At 71.2% G+C, this 16,021-nt stretch carries 15 protein-coding genes; 5 read left to right on the top strand and 10 right to left on the bottom strand.

What is annotated here, in order from left to right; genetic code table 11:
• Positions 1-30: 30 nt before the first annotated feature.
• The 6 genes from cseC to ACFVXC_RS05200 all read right to left on the bottom strand — a co-directional run bounded on the left by cseC (position 31) and on the right by ACFVXC_RS05200 (position 4,799).
• Positions 31-1,446: a two-component system sensor histidine kinase CseC gene (gene cseC / locus ACFVXC_RS05225; RefSeq protein ID WP_389902974.1), complete on the bottom strand. Its 1,416-nt coding sequence runs from the start codon at positions 1,444-1,446 to the stop codon at positions 31-33.
• A 121-nt stretch (positions 1,447-1,567) separates the two neighbouring features.
• On the bottom strand, positions 1,568-1,759 hold the full coding sequence (locus ACFVXC_RS05220; RefSeq protein ID WP_389901627.1) for a PT domain-containing protein: 192 nt from the start codon (positions 1,757-1,759) through the stop codon (positions 1,568-1,570).
• Complete coding sequence (cseB, locus tag ACFVXC_RS05215) at positions 1,680-2,393, bottom strand: two-component system response regulator CseB (protein WP_389901625.1); 714 nt, start codon at positions 2,391-2,393, stop codon at positions 1,680-1,682. Before cseB ends, ACFVXC_RS05220 begins: the two co-directional genes overlap by 80 nt.
• A gap of 9 nt (positions 2,394-2,402) precedes the next feature.
• Positions 2,403-3,023 carry a hypothetical protein gene (locus ACFVXC_RS05210; protein WP_389901624.1) on the bottom strand — a complete coding sequence of 207 codons (621 nt, stop codon included), beginning with the start codon at positions 3,021-3,023 and terminating at the stop codon, positions 2,403-2,405.
• A gap of 20 nt (positions 3,024-3,043) precedes the next feature.
• A complete protein-coding gene (locus ACFVXC_RS05205; protein WP_389901622.1) occupies positions 3,044-3,592 on the bottom strand; it encodes a SigE family RNA polymerase sigma factor in 549 nt (182 codons plus the stop codon).
• A gap of 274 nt (positions 3,593-3,866) precedes the next feature.
• On the bottom strand, positions 3,867-4,799 hold the full coding sequence (locus tag ACFVXC_RS05200) for an A/G-specific adenine glycosylase (RefSeq protein WP_389901620.1): 933 nt from the start codon (positions 4,797-4,799) through the stop codon (positions 3,867-3,869).
• A gap of 194 nt (positions 4,800-4,993) precedes the next feature.
• Between ACFVXC_RS05200 and ACFVXC_RS05195 the strand changes: the two genes are divergently transcribed.
• Complete coding sequence (locus ACFVXC_RS05195; protein ID WP_389901619.1) at positions 4,994-6,625, top strand: sensor histidine kinase; 1,632 nt, start codon at positions 4,994-4,996, stop codon at positions 6,623-6,625.
• Positions 6,626-6,666: 41 nt separating this feature from the next.
• Positions 6,667-7,320: a response regulator gene (locus ACFVXC_RS05190; RefSeq protein WP_389901618.1), complete on the top strand. Its 654-nt coding sequence runs from the start codon at positions 6,667-6,669 to the stop codon at positions 7,318-7,320.
• Between the two features lie 75 nt (positions 7,321-7,395).
• Here the strand turns inward: ACFVXC_RS05190 and ACFVXC_RS05185 are convergent, their stop codons facing one another.
• Positions 7,396-8,049: a phosphatase PAP2 family protein gene (locus ACFVXC_RS05185; RefSeq protein ID WP_389901617.1), complete on the bottom strand. Its 654-nt coding sequence runs from the start codon at positions 8,047-8,049 to the stop codon at positions 7,396-7,398.
• 185 nt (positions 8,050-8,234) lie between these two features.
• On the opposite strand from ACFVXC_RS05185, the gene ACFVXC_RS05180 reads away from it, so the two are divergent.
• On the top strand, positions 8,235-9,053 hold the full coding sequence (locus tag ACFVXC_RS05180; protein WP_389901615.1) for a hypothetical protein: 819 nt from the start codon (positions 8,235-8,237) through the stop codon (positions 9,051-9,053).
• Positions 9,054-9,116: 63 nt separating this feature from the next.
• Here the strand turns inward: ACFVXC_RS05180 and disA are convergent, their stop codons facing one another.
• Both disA and radA read right to left on the bottom strand, forming a co-directional pair.
• Entirely contained in the window at positions 9,117-10,241 is a 1,125-nt protein-coding gene (disA, locus tag ACFVXC_RS05175) for a DNA integrity scanning diadenylate cyclase DisA (protein WP_389901613.1), read from the bottom strand.
• Positions 10,242-10,320: 79 nt separating this feature from the next.
• Positions 10,321-11,730, bottom strand: a complete 1,410-nt coding sequence (gene radA, locus ACFVXC_RS05170) for a DNA repair protein RadA (protein WP_389901612.1) — start codon at positions 11,728-11,730, stop codon at positions 10,321-10,323.
• Between the two features lie 223 nt (positions 11,731-11,953).
• Here radA and ACFVXC_RS05165 point away from each other — a divergent pair, with 223 nt between their 5' ends.
• Positions 11,954-13,717 (top strand): hypothetical protein, encoded by a 1,764-nt coding sequence (locus tag ACFVXC_RS05165; protein ID WP_389901610.1) that lies wholly within the window; start codon positions 11,954-11,956, stop codon positions 13,715-13,717.
• A 280-nt stretch (positions 13,718-13,997) separates the two neighbouring features.
• Here the strand turns inward: ACFVXC_RS05165 and ACFVXC_RS05160 are convergent, their stop codons facing one another.
• A complete protein-coding gene (locus tag ACFVXC_RS05160) occupies positions 13,998-14,849 on the bottom strand; it encodes a hypothetical protein (RefSeq protein ID WP_389901608.1) in 852 nt (283 codons plus the stop codon).
• A gap of 71 nt (positions 14,850-14,920) precedes the next feature.
• On the opposite strand from ACFVXC_RS05160, the gene ACFVXC_RS05155 reads away from it, so the two are divergent.
• Entirely contained in the window at positions 14,921-15,853 is a 933-nt protein-coding gene (locus ACFVXC_RS05155; RefSeq protein WP_389901606.1) for a Ppx/GppA family phosphatase, read from the top strand.
• Positions 15,854-16,021 lie beyond the last annotated feature (168 nt).

Below are 16,021 nucleotides of genomic sequence, written 5' to 3'. Positions count from 1 at the left end.
CCCGTTTTTCGCTGTGTTCCGCTGGGACGGCTACTTGTACTTGTCCGGCCAGTGCTTGTCCGGCCTGTACTTATCCGGCCTGTACTTGTCCGAGAGTTGCAGCATCGGGTAGCTGCCCGTGTTCGTCGGGGCGTGTTCCGGGAGCCAGAGGACTGCCACCGCGCCCTCCGCCGGGTCGTCGGGGCCCGCGCCCGCGGGGGTCACGTTGCGGAACGTGAGCCGCGCGCCGAGTACCCGCGCCTGGCCCGCCGCGATCGTCAGACCCAGGCCGTGACCGACACCCGCACGGTCCGTGCTGCCGGTACGGAAACGGCTCGGGCCCTCCTCCAGGAGACCCGTGGGGAAACCGGGCCCGTGGTCGCGGACCCGCACCACCCGGCCCTCGACGCTGACCTCGACCGGCGGCTTCCCGTGCTTGGCCGCGTTGGCGAGGAGATTGCCCAGGATGCGCTCCAGGCGGCGCGGATCGGTGGTGACCTCCGACTCGTGCACCACCGTCACCCGCACGTCCGAGTTGAGGACGGCGATCCGGCGCGTGACGAACTCGCCGAGCATCAGGTCCTGCAACTCGGCCCGCTCGGCCGCGCTGTCCAGTCGGGCCACTTCCAGTACGTCCTCGACGAGCGTGCGCATCGCCTGCGCCCGGTCCCTGACCAGCTCGGTCGGGCGGCCCGGCGGAAGGAGTTCGGCCGCCGTGAGCAGACCCGTCACCGGCGTACGCAGCTCGTGCGCGATGTCCGCCGTCACCCGCCGCTCGGCTTCGAGCCGCTGCTTGAGCGCGTCGGCCATCGCGTCCACCGAGCGCGCCAGATCGTCGGTCTCATCGCGTACGACACCGCCGATGGCGTCTCGTACGCTGACGTCCGTCTGCCCCTGAGCGACCTCCTGCGCCGCGGTCGCCGCCTTGCGCAGACGCCGCGAGAGCTGGCCGCCGATGAGCACGCCGAGCGCGCAGCCGCCGAAGACCACCGAGATGGAGCCGATGACCAGGGCCTGGTCGAGGTCCCGCATGACGGTGGCGCTGCGGTCGGTGAAGCGGGTGTGCAGCGACAGGATGTGGCCGTCGCTCAGCGGCACCGCGGCCCAGATGTCCGGTACGCCGCCCCCGTCGTCCGCCACGTACGTCGCGCGGCGCCCGGCGAGCACCTTCGAGAGGAGTTCCTTCGGCATCGCCGGGTCGTCGATCTTCATGCCGAACTGCGATGTGCGCCCGGACGTCTCGTAGATCCGCTGGGCGTACAGGATCCGCTCGTCCTGCACGTCACGCGCGTTGTCGAGCATCGAGACGCGCGCCGCGTTGTGCACGACCAGGCTCAACGCCACCGCGACGAGGGCGCCGACCAGCGCGATCGCCGCGCTGATCTTCCAGCGCACGCCGATGCGCAGGCGGGTGCCAAGGCGGGTGCGCAGGCGGGCGCGCAGCGCGGCCACCGTCCTGCTGCTCATATGTCCCCCGGAATGCGCCTTGTCGTCGTGATGCGCCTGGTCGTCGAGGCGCGTCCGGTCGTCGAGACGCGCCGTGCCGTTCACGTCGGCCGTGCCGTTCACGTCAGCCGCGCCGTTGAGTTCAGCCATGTCGTCGGCTCATCCGTCGCTCGTCCGTCGGCTCGTTCGTGGGCTCGTCCGTCGGCTCGTTCGTGGGCTCGTCCGCCGGGTTGTCCGTCGGGTTGTCCGTCGGCTCATGCCTTGAGCTTGTAGCCGAAGCCGCGGACCGTCTCGATCCGGTCCTGGCCCACCTTCGTACGCAGCCGCTGCACATGGACGTCGACGACGCGGGTGTCACCGCCCCAGCCGTAGTCCCACACGCGCTCAAGGAGCTTGTCGCGGGAGAGGACCGTGCCGGGCGCGGACGAGAATTCGAGCAGCAGACGCATCTCGGTCGGCGTCAGCGCCACCGGAGCACCGTCCCTGCGGACCTCCATGCCCTCCGTGTCGATCTCCAGATCGCCGAAGTGCAGCACGCCGCCGTCCATCGAACCGCCCTCACCGGCGGTGGGTCCCGCCGAGTCGGGCCCGCTCGCGTGGCCGAAGCGGCGCAGCACGGCGCGGATCCTGGCGACCAGGACGGCGCCGTCGAACGGCTTCGTCACATAGTCGTCGGCCCCCGCCTCAAGGCCCAGTACGACGTCGATGGAGTCCGCACGCGCCGAGAGCATGATCACCGGGACCGTGGACTCGTCGCGGATGCGGCGGCACAGCGAGACGCCGTCCAGGCCCGGCACCATCACGTCGAGCAGGGCGATGTCCGGGCGGTCGGCACGGAACGCCTCAAGGCCGAGCAGGCCGTCGGGCATCGCGGTGACGACGAAGCCGTCCCGTTCGAGCGCGAGCTGCGTCGCCTCGCGGATGACGTCGTCGTCCTCGACGAACAGGACATGGGTGTGCTCTGCCATCGGGTGCTCTCAGTTCTCCGTCGGGGCGGGAGTATCGCCGCCCGCCGCGCTGCTGTAGCGATTGCGGATGCGGTCCGTCTCCCGGAAATGGTTCGCGGCCCACTCGTACGTGATGACGTCCTCGCCGGATGGATACGACACCGGATCGCCCTTCTCGTACAGCTGCTTGGTGACGACCAGATTGCCCCGGTCGATCTCCGCGTAGACGGGAGGCTCCTCGTCCTGGAAGACATTCTCGTACTTCTTGCCCTCGGTGCGATACACAAAAGAGCTGGTGCCGACCGCGTCGCCGCAGGTCATGATGTTGATGACGACGTCGGGGGCGGAGCCCGAGGTCAGGTTGCCGTACGAGACGTCCACCGGGTACTCATCGGCGACGCAGGGCTTCAGATCCCGCTTGACCGCCTGGCTGACCTTCGGATCGTCCTCTATGAGTCTCACCGCCTCACGTGTGGAGGGCGGCGAGGGCGCGGACGTCTCTGAGGGCGACGGGGACGGTGACGGGGACATCACCGCCTCGCCCCTGTTGCCGGGACCCTCGTCGCGGGCGCCGGAGCCGCCGGTCGAGCAGGCGGTGAGCGAAAGACCTATGGCGGCGAGCGCGGCCCCTGCCGCACTCCCCGCCCTCATCGTCCTGCCAGCCCGAGTGCTTAGGCCGCGCAACGCTCCCGCTCCTCACGTTCGAGCGCGCCGGTGGCGGGCCTCTCGTGGTCCCGGCTCTCCAGCTCCTGGCGGAGCCGGGCGAGCGCCCGGTGCAGTGTGCTCTTGACCGTTCCCGCCGACATGCCCAGTGCCGCGGCGGTCTCCTCTGTGGACATCTGCTCCCAGTGTCGCAGCACGACGACGCTGCGCTGCTTGGGTGCGAGCACCTTCATGATGTCCATCAGGAGGGCGCGGTCCGCATGCTGTTCGGTGGAGTCTTCCACGCTCGCGTCGGGCAGCTGCTCGGTGGGGACCTCTTCGAGCTTGCGGGCCCGCCACCACTCCGTACGCGTGTTGATCATGACGCGGCGCAGGTAGGCGTCCGCGAGCCGCTTGTCGGCTATGCCGTCCCAGCGGCCGTACGTCCGCACGAGCGCGGTCTGCAGCAGGTCCTGGGCGTCGACGGGGTCAGGGACCAGGCGCCGGGCACTGCGCAGCAGGGCGTCCTGCCGTGTGCGGACGTACTCTTCGAACTCGAGCACCTCGCCGTGCGCCATCTCTGACCACCTCTCGTTCCCACCGTCTGCTTCGACCGCTGTCCTTGCTTGTGCGGTACAGCAATGAAGCTACGGACGGCTTGTCACGAGGCTGTGCGGAGCAGCCAGCGGAGGGCGCACGGCCTTCCGTCGGTTGTGTAACAGATGTAGGCGGGGCGTAAAGCGAGGCCGTTTATCGGACGATCTGTCAGCTACGGGAGCTATGCGGGAGCTAGTTGAGTCGCTTCGGCTGCTTGAGTCGCTTCAACTGCTTCGTCAGGTGAGGGGCGGTCCCTCAGGTGAGGGGCAGGCGGTAGAGGTTCCCGGCGAGTGGCTCGACGAGGCCGTCGGCGACAAGACCGTCCAGCGCGCGGGCCCGCTGCACGGGCTCGTCCCACACCCGGTCGAGGGCCGTCTGCGGAACGGGCGCCACGGCCTCCCGAAGCACCGCGAGCAGCTTGCCGCGGACCTGGCGGTCCGTGCCCGCGTACGTCTGACCCCGGCGGGCCGGACCCTGGTGCGCCGGTTTGCCCGCCGCCTGCCACGCGCACTGCTCGGCGATGGGGCAGCGGGCGCAGTCCTCGTTCTTGGCGGTGCAGACGAGGGCACCGAGCTCCATGGAGGCGGCGGCCCAGCGGGACGCCGTGCGCTCGTCGTCGGGGAGGAGTGCGCGGGCCAGCTTGCGCTCGGCGGCGGTGGTGGCGTTGGGCGGGTACTGGACGCCGGTGACGGCGCGGGCGAAGACGCGGCGCACGTTCGTGTCGAGGACGGCGTGCCGCTGCCCGTACGCGAAGGAGGCGACGGCCGCGGCGGTGTACTCACCGATGCCGGGCAGTGCGAGCAGCTGTGCGTGCTTCGCCGGTACGTCGCCGCCGTGCCGTTCCGTTATGGCGACGGCGGCGCCGTGCAGCCGGAGCGCACGGCGCGGATAGCCGAGCCGTCCCCAGGCGCGGACGGCTTCGCCCGGGGCTTCCTTGGCGAGGTCGGCGGGGCGGGGCCAGCGGGCGATCCACTGCTCGTACACCGGCAGGACGCGGCTGACCGGCGTCTGCTGCAGCATGAACTCGCTGACCATCACTCCCCAGGGCCCGGCGTCGGGCCGACGCCAGGGCAGATCGCGCGCGTTCGCGTCGAACCAGGCGATGACGGGACTGTGCAGGGCCTCGGGGACGGGCTCGGGGGTGTCTGACATCGGCATGGGCGGCATGGGCTTCGTGGGCGCAGTCATGGCAGGACGATCCTGCCATGGGGGCGGCGGAGGGCGGGACAGGCGGGGCGGTCGCGTGGCAATCGGGCGGGGTTGTTCGGTGTGGGGTGGTGGGGGCAATCGGGCGGGTGGGAGGGAGAGCCACGCCCGTCAAGCCCGAGGACCTGACGATCGGCAGGGGCGCCCACCGGGACCCGCGAAGTAGCGTCACGCAGGTGAGAAGCAGACGCCGGGCGGACGCCCTCCTCTGGGCAGCGCTGGCCGTCCCCGCGCTGACAGTGGACAGGATGGGCCTGAACGAGCCCCGCCCGGCCTGGCAACAGGCAGCGGGCATCGCGGTACTCGGCCTAGCCGCAGCCGCCTGGCGCCGCTGGCCCCAGGCGGGCTTCGCAGCGGCAGCAGGCCTGGAGCTCGCAGCGGCGCCCTCCCTGTTCACACTCTCGTACGGCACCGCCCTCGCCGTGTTCGCCCTGCTCATGGGCCGCAAAGCCACCCGCGTGAGGCCCGCGCTCCTCCTCTTCGGGGCCATCGCCCTGCTGGGCACGGCAAAGATCGTCGTACGCGGGGTCGACCCCGTCGTGGAGTGGCTCGTCCTCATGGGCACCCTGCTCTTCGGCGCGGTCTTCCCGTGGCTCGCGGGGCGCTACCTCCGGCAGGGCCGGGAACTCGCCGCCGCGGGATGGGCCCGCGCAGGCCAGCTGGAGCGCGAGCAGCGCATCGTCGCCGACCGGGCCAGGCTGCGGGAACGGGCCCGGATCGCCCAGGACATGCATGACTCCCTGGGGCACGAGCTGAGCCTCATCGCGGTACGGGCCGGCGCACTCCAAGTTGCCGCCGACCTGCCGGAACGGCACCGAGGCGCCGCCGCCGACCTGCGCGTGGCCGCGTCGGACGCCACGGACCGGCTGCACGAGATCATCGGGCTGCTGAGGGAAGAGGGGGACGAGGTCGCGCCGCTGGCCCCGGCGGGCGAAAGCGTACGGGCCCTGGTGGAGCGGGCCGCCGACTCGGGCCTGCCGGTCCGGTACGTGGCCGGGGACGCGGATGAGGACCGTACAAGATCACCTCAGACAGACGAGCCGCCCCCGAAGGAAGAGCTGCCCCCGAAAGCAGAGCCGCCCCCGAATGACGAGCCGCACCGAACAGAAGAGACCGACCGGACCGTCCACCGAATAGTCCAGGAAGCCCTCACCAACGCCGCCAAGCATGCCCCCGGCGCCTCCGTGACCGTCGAGGTGAGGGCGGCGACCGTGGTCGTCACCAACGGGCCCGCCAAGGAGCCGGGTTCGGGGCCGGGCGTCGGCTCCGGCCTCGTAGGCCTGCGGGCCAGGGTCGAGGACCTCGGCGGCACCCTCGACGCGGGGCCGCACGGCGACGGATTCCGGGTCGTCGCACGGCTCCCCGCAGAGGGCGGGGAGCCGCTCCCGGTGACACCCGCCGCCCCCACCGGCCCCGCGTACGCGAGGCGCCGAACCGTGCTGGCCTTCGGAGCAGCTCTGGCCACCGGAGTACTCCTCGTGGGCGGCGCCTTCGCCTGGTACGCGTACTCGCGATCGCACGCCGTACTCGAACCGGCCGACTTCGCCCGCCTCACGGTCGGCCAGGCCCAGGCCGACGCCGTACGGATACTGCCCGACACAGACGCGTCCGATCCGCCCGACGAGCGCGCCCCGACCCCGCCCCCCGAGGGCGCCGACTGCCGCTACTACCGGGCCAGCGGCGAACTCTTCGTCACGGTCGAGCACTTCAGGGTCTGTTTCGACGGCGGGATCCTCGTGGAGAAGAGCGTGATCCCCAAGGCCGGGGTCGGGGCCGGAGCCGTCGGTGAAGTGCGGGAGCACGTGTAAGGAGTGAGGAATGAGGAGCGAGGAGTGAAGGAGTGGGTGCGGTGATCCGCGTACTGCTGGCCGACGACGAGGCGATGATCCGCGCCGGCGTCCGCGCGATCCTCGGCGCGGGCGATGACATCGAGGTCGTCGCGGAGGCCGGTGACGGCAGAGAGGCGGTCGCGCTCGCGCAGGCCCACCGGCCCGACGTCGTGCTGCTCGACATCCGCATGCCGGGGCTCGACGGCCTGGCAGCGGGCGAGGAGATCGTACGGACGGTGCCCGGCACCGCGGTCGCGATGCTGACGACCTTCTCCGAGGACGCGTACGTGGCGCGGGCGCTGAGCGGCGGAGCCACCGGGTTTCTGCTGAAGTCGGGCGACCCGCACGAACTCATCGCGGGTGTGCGCGCGGTGGCCGGTGGCGCCGCCTTCCTCTCGCCCAAGGTGGCCCGCCACGTCATCGACGGATATGGCGCACAGCGTATGGGCCGTGGCGCCGACGCCCGCGCCAGGACCGCGGCCCTCACCCCGCGCGAGCGCGAAGTGCTCGGGCTCGTCGGGGAGGGGCTCTCCAACCCGGAGATCGCCGCCCGGCTCCATCTGGTGGAAGGCACGGTCAAGGCGTACGTGAGCGCGGTCCTCGACCGGCTCGGGGTCAAGAACCGTGTCCAGGCGGCGATCGTCGCCTACGAGGCGGGACTTGTGCGGCTCTGACGCCGCCTCAAGAGTTCGGACAGCTCACCATCTCGGACACCTCACCGTCTCGGACGTCTCACCGTCTCGGACGTCTCAGCGGCGGTGCGACGCGGGCCGCCGGTGCGACGTCGCGTTCGGCGTCGGGCCGCCCGGGCCCGCGAACCACCTGACGACGCCCGTCGACGACCCGCGCATCGTCTCGGCGACGCGTGCCACCGGGCGGGTCGCGAGACGGACGAGGAGGAAGGCGAGCGCGGCTCCGAGGAGCAGACCCACTGCCACGTCATGCGGATAGTGCACACCCACGAAGACCCGCGAGAACCCCATGAGCACGGCCATCGGCAGCGTGAGGGCCGCGATCCGCGGCCAGGCAAGGGCGAGCCCGACGGCAGCGGCGCCCGCGATCGTCGAGTGGTTGCTGGGGAAGGACCAGTCGCCGTACGCCGGGCACTCGACGATCGAGTTGAGCGCCCCGGAGACGGCCCGGCACGGGCGTTCCTCGGTGATCGCGGACTTGAGCACCTCGCTGCACACGTAGGCCACCGCAGTGACGAGGGGTGCGAGAACAGCTATCGCGAGGGCGCGGGGGTCACCGCGCCGTGCCCGCCACCAGGCGACGATGAAGAGCACGCCGAAGAGCAGCAGCCCGAGTTCCGTCCACACCTCGGCGAGATGCTGGAACCAGGTAGGGGTGTCGTGGGCGAAGTCGGTGACATCGCGATAGAGATCGTCGTCCATGGTGTCCATGATTACGGACGGTACGGAGTAGGTCCGAATCGTCACATCCGGCGATCGACCCGTCACAGCCCCTGACGAAAGACAGGGGTACGGGAAGCGGAATCACTGGTTCCGTGATGATGATCCGTAAACTTTGTTGTTCAGGGCGGCGGGTGGGGCAGGATACGGCGCGGATCTCTCGTAAGGTTTGGGCCGTGGGATCTATGCGCAATCCGGTCGGGCCGCTTCCCTCCAGTATCTACTGGCGTCGGAGGGCCGTTCTGCTGTCCTTGATCGGACTGATGGCTCTGCTTGTCGTGTGGGTGCTCACCCTGGGGGGTGGGGGCCAGAAGAACGGCGCCGACGGCCCGTCGGGTTCCGATCCCGCCACGTCCATCACACCCGGACCTTCCGAATCAGGGCCCGCCATCAGCCAAAACCCGGGTGGGCGAGACGAGTCGGGCGACGAGGGCGACGGCGGCTCCGGCTCCGGTGGCTCGGGCGGCGGCTCAGGTGATTCCGCCGGTTCCGGCGGCTCGGAGAGCTCCGGCGGCGGAGACGGCAGCGGCTCCGACGACGGCGCCAAGGGCGGCGGCGGTGCGGGCGGACAGCTGCCCGCCGGATCGAGCCTCCCCAACTGCTCCAGCGATGACGTGAAGTTGAAGCTGCGGAGCGTGCACAACACGTACGAGGTCGGTCAGAAGCCGAAGTTCGAGATCATCGCCCAGAACAGTGCGGGCAAGGCCTGCAAGGCGGATCTCGGCGGCAGGAAAACGGTCCTGACGATCACTCAGGCCGACAGCGACAAGGTGATCTGGTCCTCGAAGGACTGCCCCGCGGGCGGCGGGAGCCTGCTGCTCCAGGTGCCGGGCGAGGGCCGGGTCACGCACACCGTCGAGTGGAACCGCCGGGGGAGCGAGCCCCACTGCGCGACGCCTTCGGCGGGGAGCGCGGCGCCGGGAACCTACCTGGTCGAGGCCAAGTCTTCCGGTCTTGGATCGGCGCAGGCCTCGTTCGTGCTCGAAGACAGCTGAGCGCGGGGCGATCGGGTGGTGGGCGGGAAAGCCGCCGCCCACTCACTCACCCACTCGCAGCCTTTAGACGTACCGCTCCAGAATCGACGACTCGGCGAGCCGCGAGAGTCCCTCGCGCACGCTCCGGGCCCGCGCCTCCCCCACCCCGTCCACAGTCTGCAAGTCATCGACGCTCGCAGCGAGAAGCTTCTGAAGCCCCCCGAAGTGCTCGACGAGCCGGTCGATGATCGCGCCGGGAAGGCGCGGCACCTTGGCCAGGAGGCGGAAGCCCCGCGGGGAGACCGCGGAGTCCAGCGCTTCCGGAGAGCCGGTGTAACCCAACGCCCGTGCCACGGTGGGCAGTTCAAGGAGCTCCGCGTGCGAGAGCGCGTCCAGCTCGAAGAGCGCCTCCTCGACCGTGCGGGAGCGCTTCGCGGTCGGCTCGGGAACATAGTCCCGGACGACCAGCTCGCGCTCGGGCTCGACACCCGCGATCAACTCGTCCAGCTGGAGGGCGAGCAGACGGCCGTCGGTGCCCAGCTCCACCACGTACTCGGCGATCTCCGTGGCGATGCGGCGCACCATCTCCAGGCGCTGGGCGACCGCGGTGACGTCGCGGACCGTCACCAAGTCCTCGATCTCCAGGGCGGACAGCGTGCCCGCCACCTCGTCGAGGCGCAGCTTGTAGCGCTCCAGGGTCGCGAGGGCCTGGTTCGCGCGGGACAGGATCGCCGCCGAGTCCTCGAGGACCTTGCGCTGACCGTCCACGTAGAGCGCGATGAGGCGCATGGACTGGGAGACGGAGACGATGGGGAAGCCCACCTGCTTGGACACGCGGTCCGCGGTGCGGTGCCGGGTGCCCGTCTCCTCGGTGGGGATGTTCGGGTCGGGGACGAGCTGCACGCCCGCCCGCAGGATCTTGGTGATGTCCTTGTCGACGACGATTCCGCCGTCGAGCTTGCAGAGCTCGCGCAGCCGGGTCGCCGTGAACTCGACGTCCAGGATGAAGCCGCCCGTACACATGGATTCGACGGTCTTGTCCCAGCCGAGGACGATGAGCCCTCCGGTATTGCCGCGGAGGATGCGCTCGAGTCCGTCGCGCAGGCCTGTGCCGGGCGCGACCGCGCTCAGGGAGGCACGCATCAGCCCGTCGGCGCCGGAGCTTCCACCGGACTTGCCGGGAGCTGACGCCCGGTCGTTGGCTGCCACTGCACTCCTCGGGTCGCGGGTTGTCCTAGCCCCGGTCCACACGACTGCTTCGTACGGTTGGGCGAGACCAGGGCAAAGTCTACCGGCGCTCTTCGTCCTTCCGTGGGGCCTCTCTGCGACGCGACGTCGGAAGAACACGCAGCGCGTCCCCCATGTCGGCGACTTCGATGACCTTCATACCGGGCGGAACCTTGCCCGGATCGGCCGGAACGAGGGCGTGGGTGAAGCCCAGACGGTGCGCTTCGGACAGTCTGCGCTGGACCCCCGTGACCCGTCTGACCTCGCCCGCCAGGCCCACCTCGCCGATCGCGACGAGATTCTTCGGCAGCGGGGTGTCACTCGCCGCGCTGGCCAGGGCGAGGGCGATCGCGAGGTCGGCGGCCGGCTCGGAGAGCTTCACTCCGCCGACCGTCGCGCTGTAGATGTCGCGCTTGCCGAGGGCGGTGATGCGGCCGCGCTGCTCCAGGACGGCCAGCATCATCGAGACGCGGGAGGTCTCCAGGCCGGACGTGGTGCGGCGGGGGGAGGGGATCTGGGACTCGACGGTGAGGGCCTGGACCTCGGCGACCAGGGGGCGGCGGCCTTCGAGCGTGACCGTCAGACAGGTGCCGGGGACGGCCTCCGTGCGCCGGGTGAGGAAGAGGCCGCTGGGGTCGGCGAGGCCGGTGATGCCCTCGTCGTGCAGTTCGAAGCAGCCGACCTCGTCCGTCGTCCCGTACCGGTTCTTGACGCCCCGGACGAGGCGCAGGCGCGCGTGACGGTCGCCCTCGAAGGACAGGACGACGTCCACGAGGTGCTCCAGGAGGCGGGGGCCCGCGATCGCGCCGTCCTTGGTGACGTGGCCGACCAGGAGCGTGGACATGCCGCGCTCCTTGGAGGCGCGGATCAGCGCGCCCGCCACCTCGCGGACCTGGGCCATGCCGCCCGGCGCCCCGTCGATCTCCGGCGACGCGATCGTCTGGACCGAGTCGAGGATCAGGAGGGACGGCTTCACCGCGTCCAAGTGCCCCAGAACGGCGGCGAGATCGGTCTCGGCCGCCAGATAGAGGTGGTCGTCGATGGCCTTGATGCGGTCGGCGCGCAGCCGGACCTGGCTCGCCGACTCCTCGCCCGTCACATAGAGCGTGCGGTGCTCGTCGCTCGCCGACTTCGCCGCGACGTCCAGGAGCAGCGTCGACTTGCCGACGCCCGGCTCGCCCGCGAGCAGCGCCACGGCGCCGGGGACGAGGCCGCCGCCCAGGACGCGGTCGAACTCGGGCACTCCGGTGGAGCGTGCGGTGGCCTGTCGGCCGTCGACCTCGCCGATGGGCAGGGCGGACGAGGTGACACGGCCGGGGGCCGTGGTGCGGACCGCGGGCGCGCCGTACTCCTCGACCGTGCCCCAGGCCTGGCACTCGGGGCAGCGGCCGAGCCACTTGGCCGTCTGCCAGCCGCACTCGGTGCAGCGGTAGGACGGCCGGTCTTTGCCGGATTTCGTACGGGCAGCCATGAACCGAACCGTAGCGGGCACCACTGACAGTGGCGCACGCGATCCGATCACAGTGGCGCACGCGATCTGATCACGGTGGCGCACGCGATCCGAACGGCTCGCGGCGCGAGTCACGGAATCGCGGGTTCCTGTCCCCTTATGAGGGATCTATTCACCCGTAAGGATTAAATGTGCTCAAGGTGGAGGAGGGACTCGCCAGCATCCGCCTAACTTCGCACGGGTGATGAGCAGCAGGCCGGAAACCCCCACGCAAGCAACCGGCGCACACCGGGCGCATCGGGACGCGCGCCAGCGCGTTGTGCCCCGCTCGGTGCCGCAGGCGCCTCCCACACGCTATGAGCCCTGTCTGGATGGCCTGTTCACGTACTGCCTGTCCGTCCTCTGCGATCATGACGCCGCGACCGCCGCCCTGGGCGACGTGCTCGCCATCGCCGAGCGCCGCGGCTCACGCGGCCCCGTCGGCGAGGCCGAACTGAAGTCCTGGCTGTACGCACTCGCCCGCTGGGTCTGCCTGCGTGCCCTCGCCGACGCCAAGCGCAAGCGCCAGGGCGCGCACGCCTCCGGATCGGCCGCCCGCGTCCCGAAACCCACCGAGTCCACCGAGTCCGCCGCGTCCCCCGCGTCCACCGAGTCTCCTGAGTCCCCCGCGTCCCCCGCGTCCGCGACACCGCCGGACGAGACGCAGCGGCAGCGGCGCCGTGAACTCGCCCAGCTGGCCTGGCCCGAGGCCGCGGGCACGACCCCCGAGCAGCGCGAGGCCCTTGAGCTGGCCGTACGCCACCAGCTCTCCCCGCAGGAGGTCTCCGCGGTCATCGGGCTTGACGTCGCCAGGACCCGCGACCTCCTCGCCTCCGCCGCCTGCGAGGTGGAGCGCACCCGGGCCGCGCTCGCCGTCGTGGAGACCGGCACCTGCCCGATCGTCGCCCGCCTCACCGGCGACAACCAACTCCTCCTGGGCACGGCCCTGCGCCGTGAACTCGTCCGGCACGTGGACGACTGCCCGCGCTGCCGCCGCACCGCCGAGCGTGCCGGATCAGGGTCCTGGCCCGGCACGGCGGTGTCCCCGGCCGCGCTGCCCGTCATCGAGGCCCCGCGGGCCGCCGTGCACGTGGCGATGGCGCATGTCCCGCGCGCGCGGGGCGGCGGTCCGCGCTTCGACCGGCGCGGTTTCCCGATGGATCCCAAGGACCACGCCGCCCGCCGCGACCGGATGCGCGCGCGTGCCGTGACGACGACGGTCGTCGCCACCGTGGTGGCCGCGCCGGTGCTCGCGCTCTGGGCGGCGTACCGCGGGGCGCCGCTGACCGGCGAAGGCCAGGACGGCCGCTCGGTCAGCGCGAGCGAGTCCGGGTCCGACGCGGTGAACGGCGACCGCAGGCACGAGGACTACGAGAACGCGGGCAACGCCGACACGCCTCCCGACCCCCGCTTCACCGCGGGCAGTCACTCACCGGACGTCTCCGTGGAGGTCATCAGCGCCGGATCACCGCCGTCCCGCTCGGGGACCGGCGCCGGACGCCTCACCGTCGAGGCGCAGTCGAGCGGCGGTACGACACTGATCACGCTCTCCGCGTCAGGGGGCGAGCCGGTCCACTGGTCGGCGAGCGCGGGGGCGCCCTGGCTCAACCTGAGCCGGTCCTCCGGGACGCTCGCGCCGGGACAGACGGCCACGATCCGGGTGTACGTCGACCGTGCACGGGAGCCGGCGGGCCACTGGAGCGCACGCGTCTCCATCGCACCCTCGGGGGCGATCATCTCGATCGACGGGTACGGCAACGGATCGGGCCGCCCGACACACCCCGGCCCCCGGCCGACCCCGACCCCACCAAAACCCAGGCCGACCCCGTCGACCCCGGACCCGACCCCGACACCGTCGACCCCGGATCCCACCCCGACGACCCCGGACCCGACCCCGACGCCATCGGACCCGGGAAACTCGACACCGCCGCCCAGCGACAGCGGCGACCCGAGCCCGAGCGAGGGCTAGTTCCATCCGTTCCATCCCCCGCTCTCGTCCCCCGTTCATCCGCGTTCATCCGCGCGCCGATCCTCGAAGTCCGGAGGGGCTGGAATCTCAGCCCCTCCGGCCTCCGGGGACGAACTCGGCGGAGCCGGTGATGACGGCACGCGGGACCCGGCCCGGCGGGATGTCAGCGAGAGGGATCCGCCGGACCCGGCCCGGCGGGATGCCAGCGAGAGGGATCCGCCGGACCCGGCTCGGCGGGATGCCAGCGAGAGGGATCCGCCGGACCCGGCCCGGCGGGTTGTCAGCGAGAGGGATCCGCAGGATGCGGCGCGAGCAGAGGCAGCTGAGAGGCGAGCCGCTCCTCGCACAGCTCCGCGAGCCGGTCGTACCCCTCCTTGCCCATCAGCTCCGTCAGCTCGGGCCGGTAGGAGACGTACACCGGATCACCGGCACCGTGCGCCGACGTCGCCGACGTGCACCACCAGTGCAGATCGTGGCCACCGGGACCCCAGCCCCGCCGGTCGTACTCCCCGATGGACACCTGCAGGATGCGCGTGTCATCGGGCCGGTCGATCCACTCGTACGTCCGCCGGACCGGCAACTGCCAGCAGACGTCCGGCTTCGTCTCCAGCGGCTCGCGGCCCTCCTTCAGCGCGAGGATGTGCAGCGAGCACCCCGCGCCCCCGGCGAAACCGGGTCGGTTCTGGAAGATGCAGGAGCCGTTGTACGGGCGGGTCTGGCGCTCGCCGTCGTCGTCCGTCGACACCCACCCGGACTCCGTACCGATGTCGTGGTGCTGCCAGATGTCCGGAGTGAGCCGCGCCACGGACTCGGCGACCCGCTTCTCGTCGTCCTCGTCCGAGAAGTGCGCGCCCAGCGTGCAGCAGCCGTCGTCCGCCCGGCCCGCCGCGATGCCCTGGCAGCCACTGCCGAAGATGCAGCTCCACCGAGAGGTCAGCCATGTCAGATCGCAGCGGAAGACCTGCTCGTCGTCCGCGGGATCAGGGAACTCCACCCAGGCTCGGGCGAAGTCGAGGCCCTTCTCGTCCGGCTGCGCCTTCGCAGGCTTATCCGCCTTCGCAGGCTTCTCCCGCTTCCCCGACTTGTTCTTCGGCTTCGTTTTGTCGGTCTTCGCCTTTTTCGTCTTTGGCACGTCTCCAGGGTATGCGCGCGGTACCCGGTCCGAGGACCAGCGACAGCCGTACGCGCAGTAGCGTTCCGTATATGAGACTCGGTGTCCTCGACGTTGGTTCGAACACGGTGCATCTGCTGGTGGTGGACGCCCACCCCGGCGCGCGCCCGCTGCCCGCGTATTCGCACAAGGCCGACCTGCGCCTCGCCCAACTCCTCGACGACGCCGGGGCGATCGGCCCCGAAGGCGTCGACCTCCTGGTCGCCACCGTCCGCGACGCGATGGAGGCCGCGGAGGACAAGGGCGTGGAGGATCTGCTGCCGTTCGCGACCTCCGCGGTGCGCGAGGCCAGCAACGCCGACCAGGTCCTCGCCCGGGTCAGGGAGGAGACCGGCGTCGATCTGCAGGTCCTCACCGGCGCCGAGGAGGCCCGCCTCACCTTCCTCGCCGCACGCCGCTGGTTCGGCTGGTCGGCGGGGAAGCTCCTGGTCATCGACATCGGCGGCGGCTCCCTGGAGATCGCGTACGGCATCGACGAGGAACCGGACGCGGCAGTCAGCCTGCCGCTCGGCGCGGGCCGTCTGACGTCTGCCTGGCTGAGCCAGGACCCGCCGGACCCCGCAGACGTGAAGGCGCTGCGGCGGCACGCGCGCGCCCAGATCGCCCGCACGGTGGGGGAGTTCAGCCGCTTCGGCGCCCCTGACCACGTCGTGGCGACGTCGAAGACGTTCAAGCAGCTGGCCAGGCTCGCGGGCGCCGCACGCTCCGCCGACGGCCTCTACGTACAGCGCGAACTGAAGCGGAAGTCCCTGGAGGACTGGGTCCCGCAACTGGCCGCGATGACGGCCGTGGAGCGTGCCGAACTGCCCGGAGTCTCCGAGGGACGGGCCGGACAGCTGCTCGCCGGTGCGCTCGTCGCCGAGGGTGCGATGGATCTCTTCGGCGTCGAGACCCTTGAGATCTGTCCGTGGGCACTGCGCGAGGGCGTGATCCTGCGCAGGCTCGACCATCTTCCGACGCCATAGGGCGGTAGTCGGCCGGTAGTCGGCCGGGAGCCGGGCGGTAGCCGGGCGGTAGTGGCGCACAACCGCGGACGACGGCGCATAGGCGTGCGTCTTCCCGCCAGTAGACATACGTCACACAGGACTCGGGTGTGTGGGAGACCACCTCCCCGGTGCCTGGGTCAGGCCCGT

It is taken from the genome of Streptomyces sp. NPDC058257 (genome assembly GCF_042881845.1).
Lineage (GTDB): Bacteria > Actinomycetota > Actinomycetes > Streptomycetales > Streptomycetaceae > Streptomyces.
Note: the sequence above shows the minus strand (reverse complement) of the source record. Positions and strands in the feature narration are given on the sequence as shown.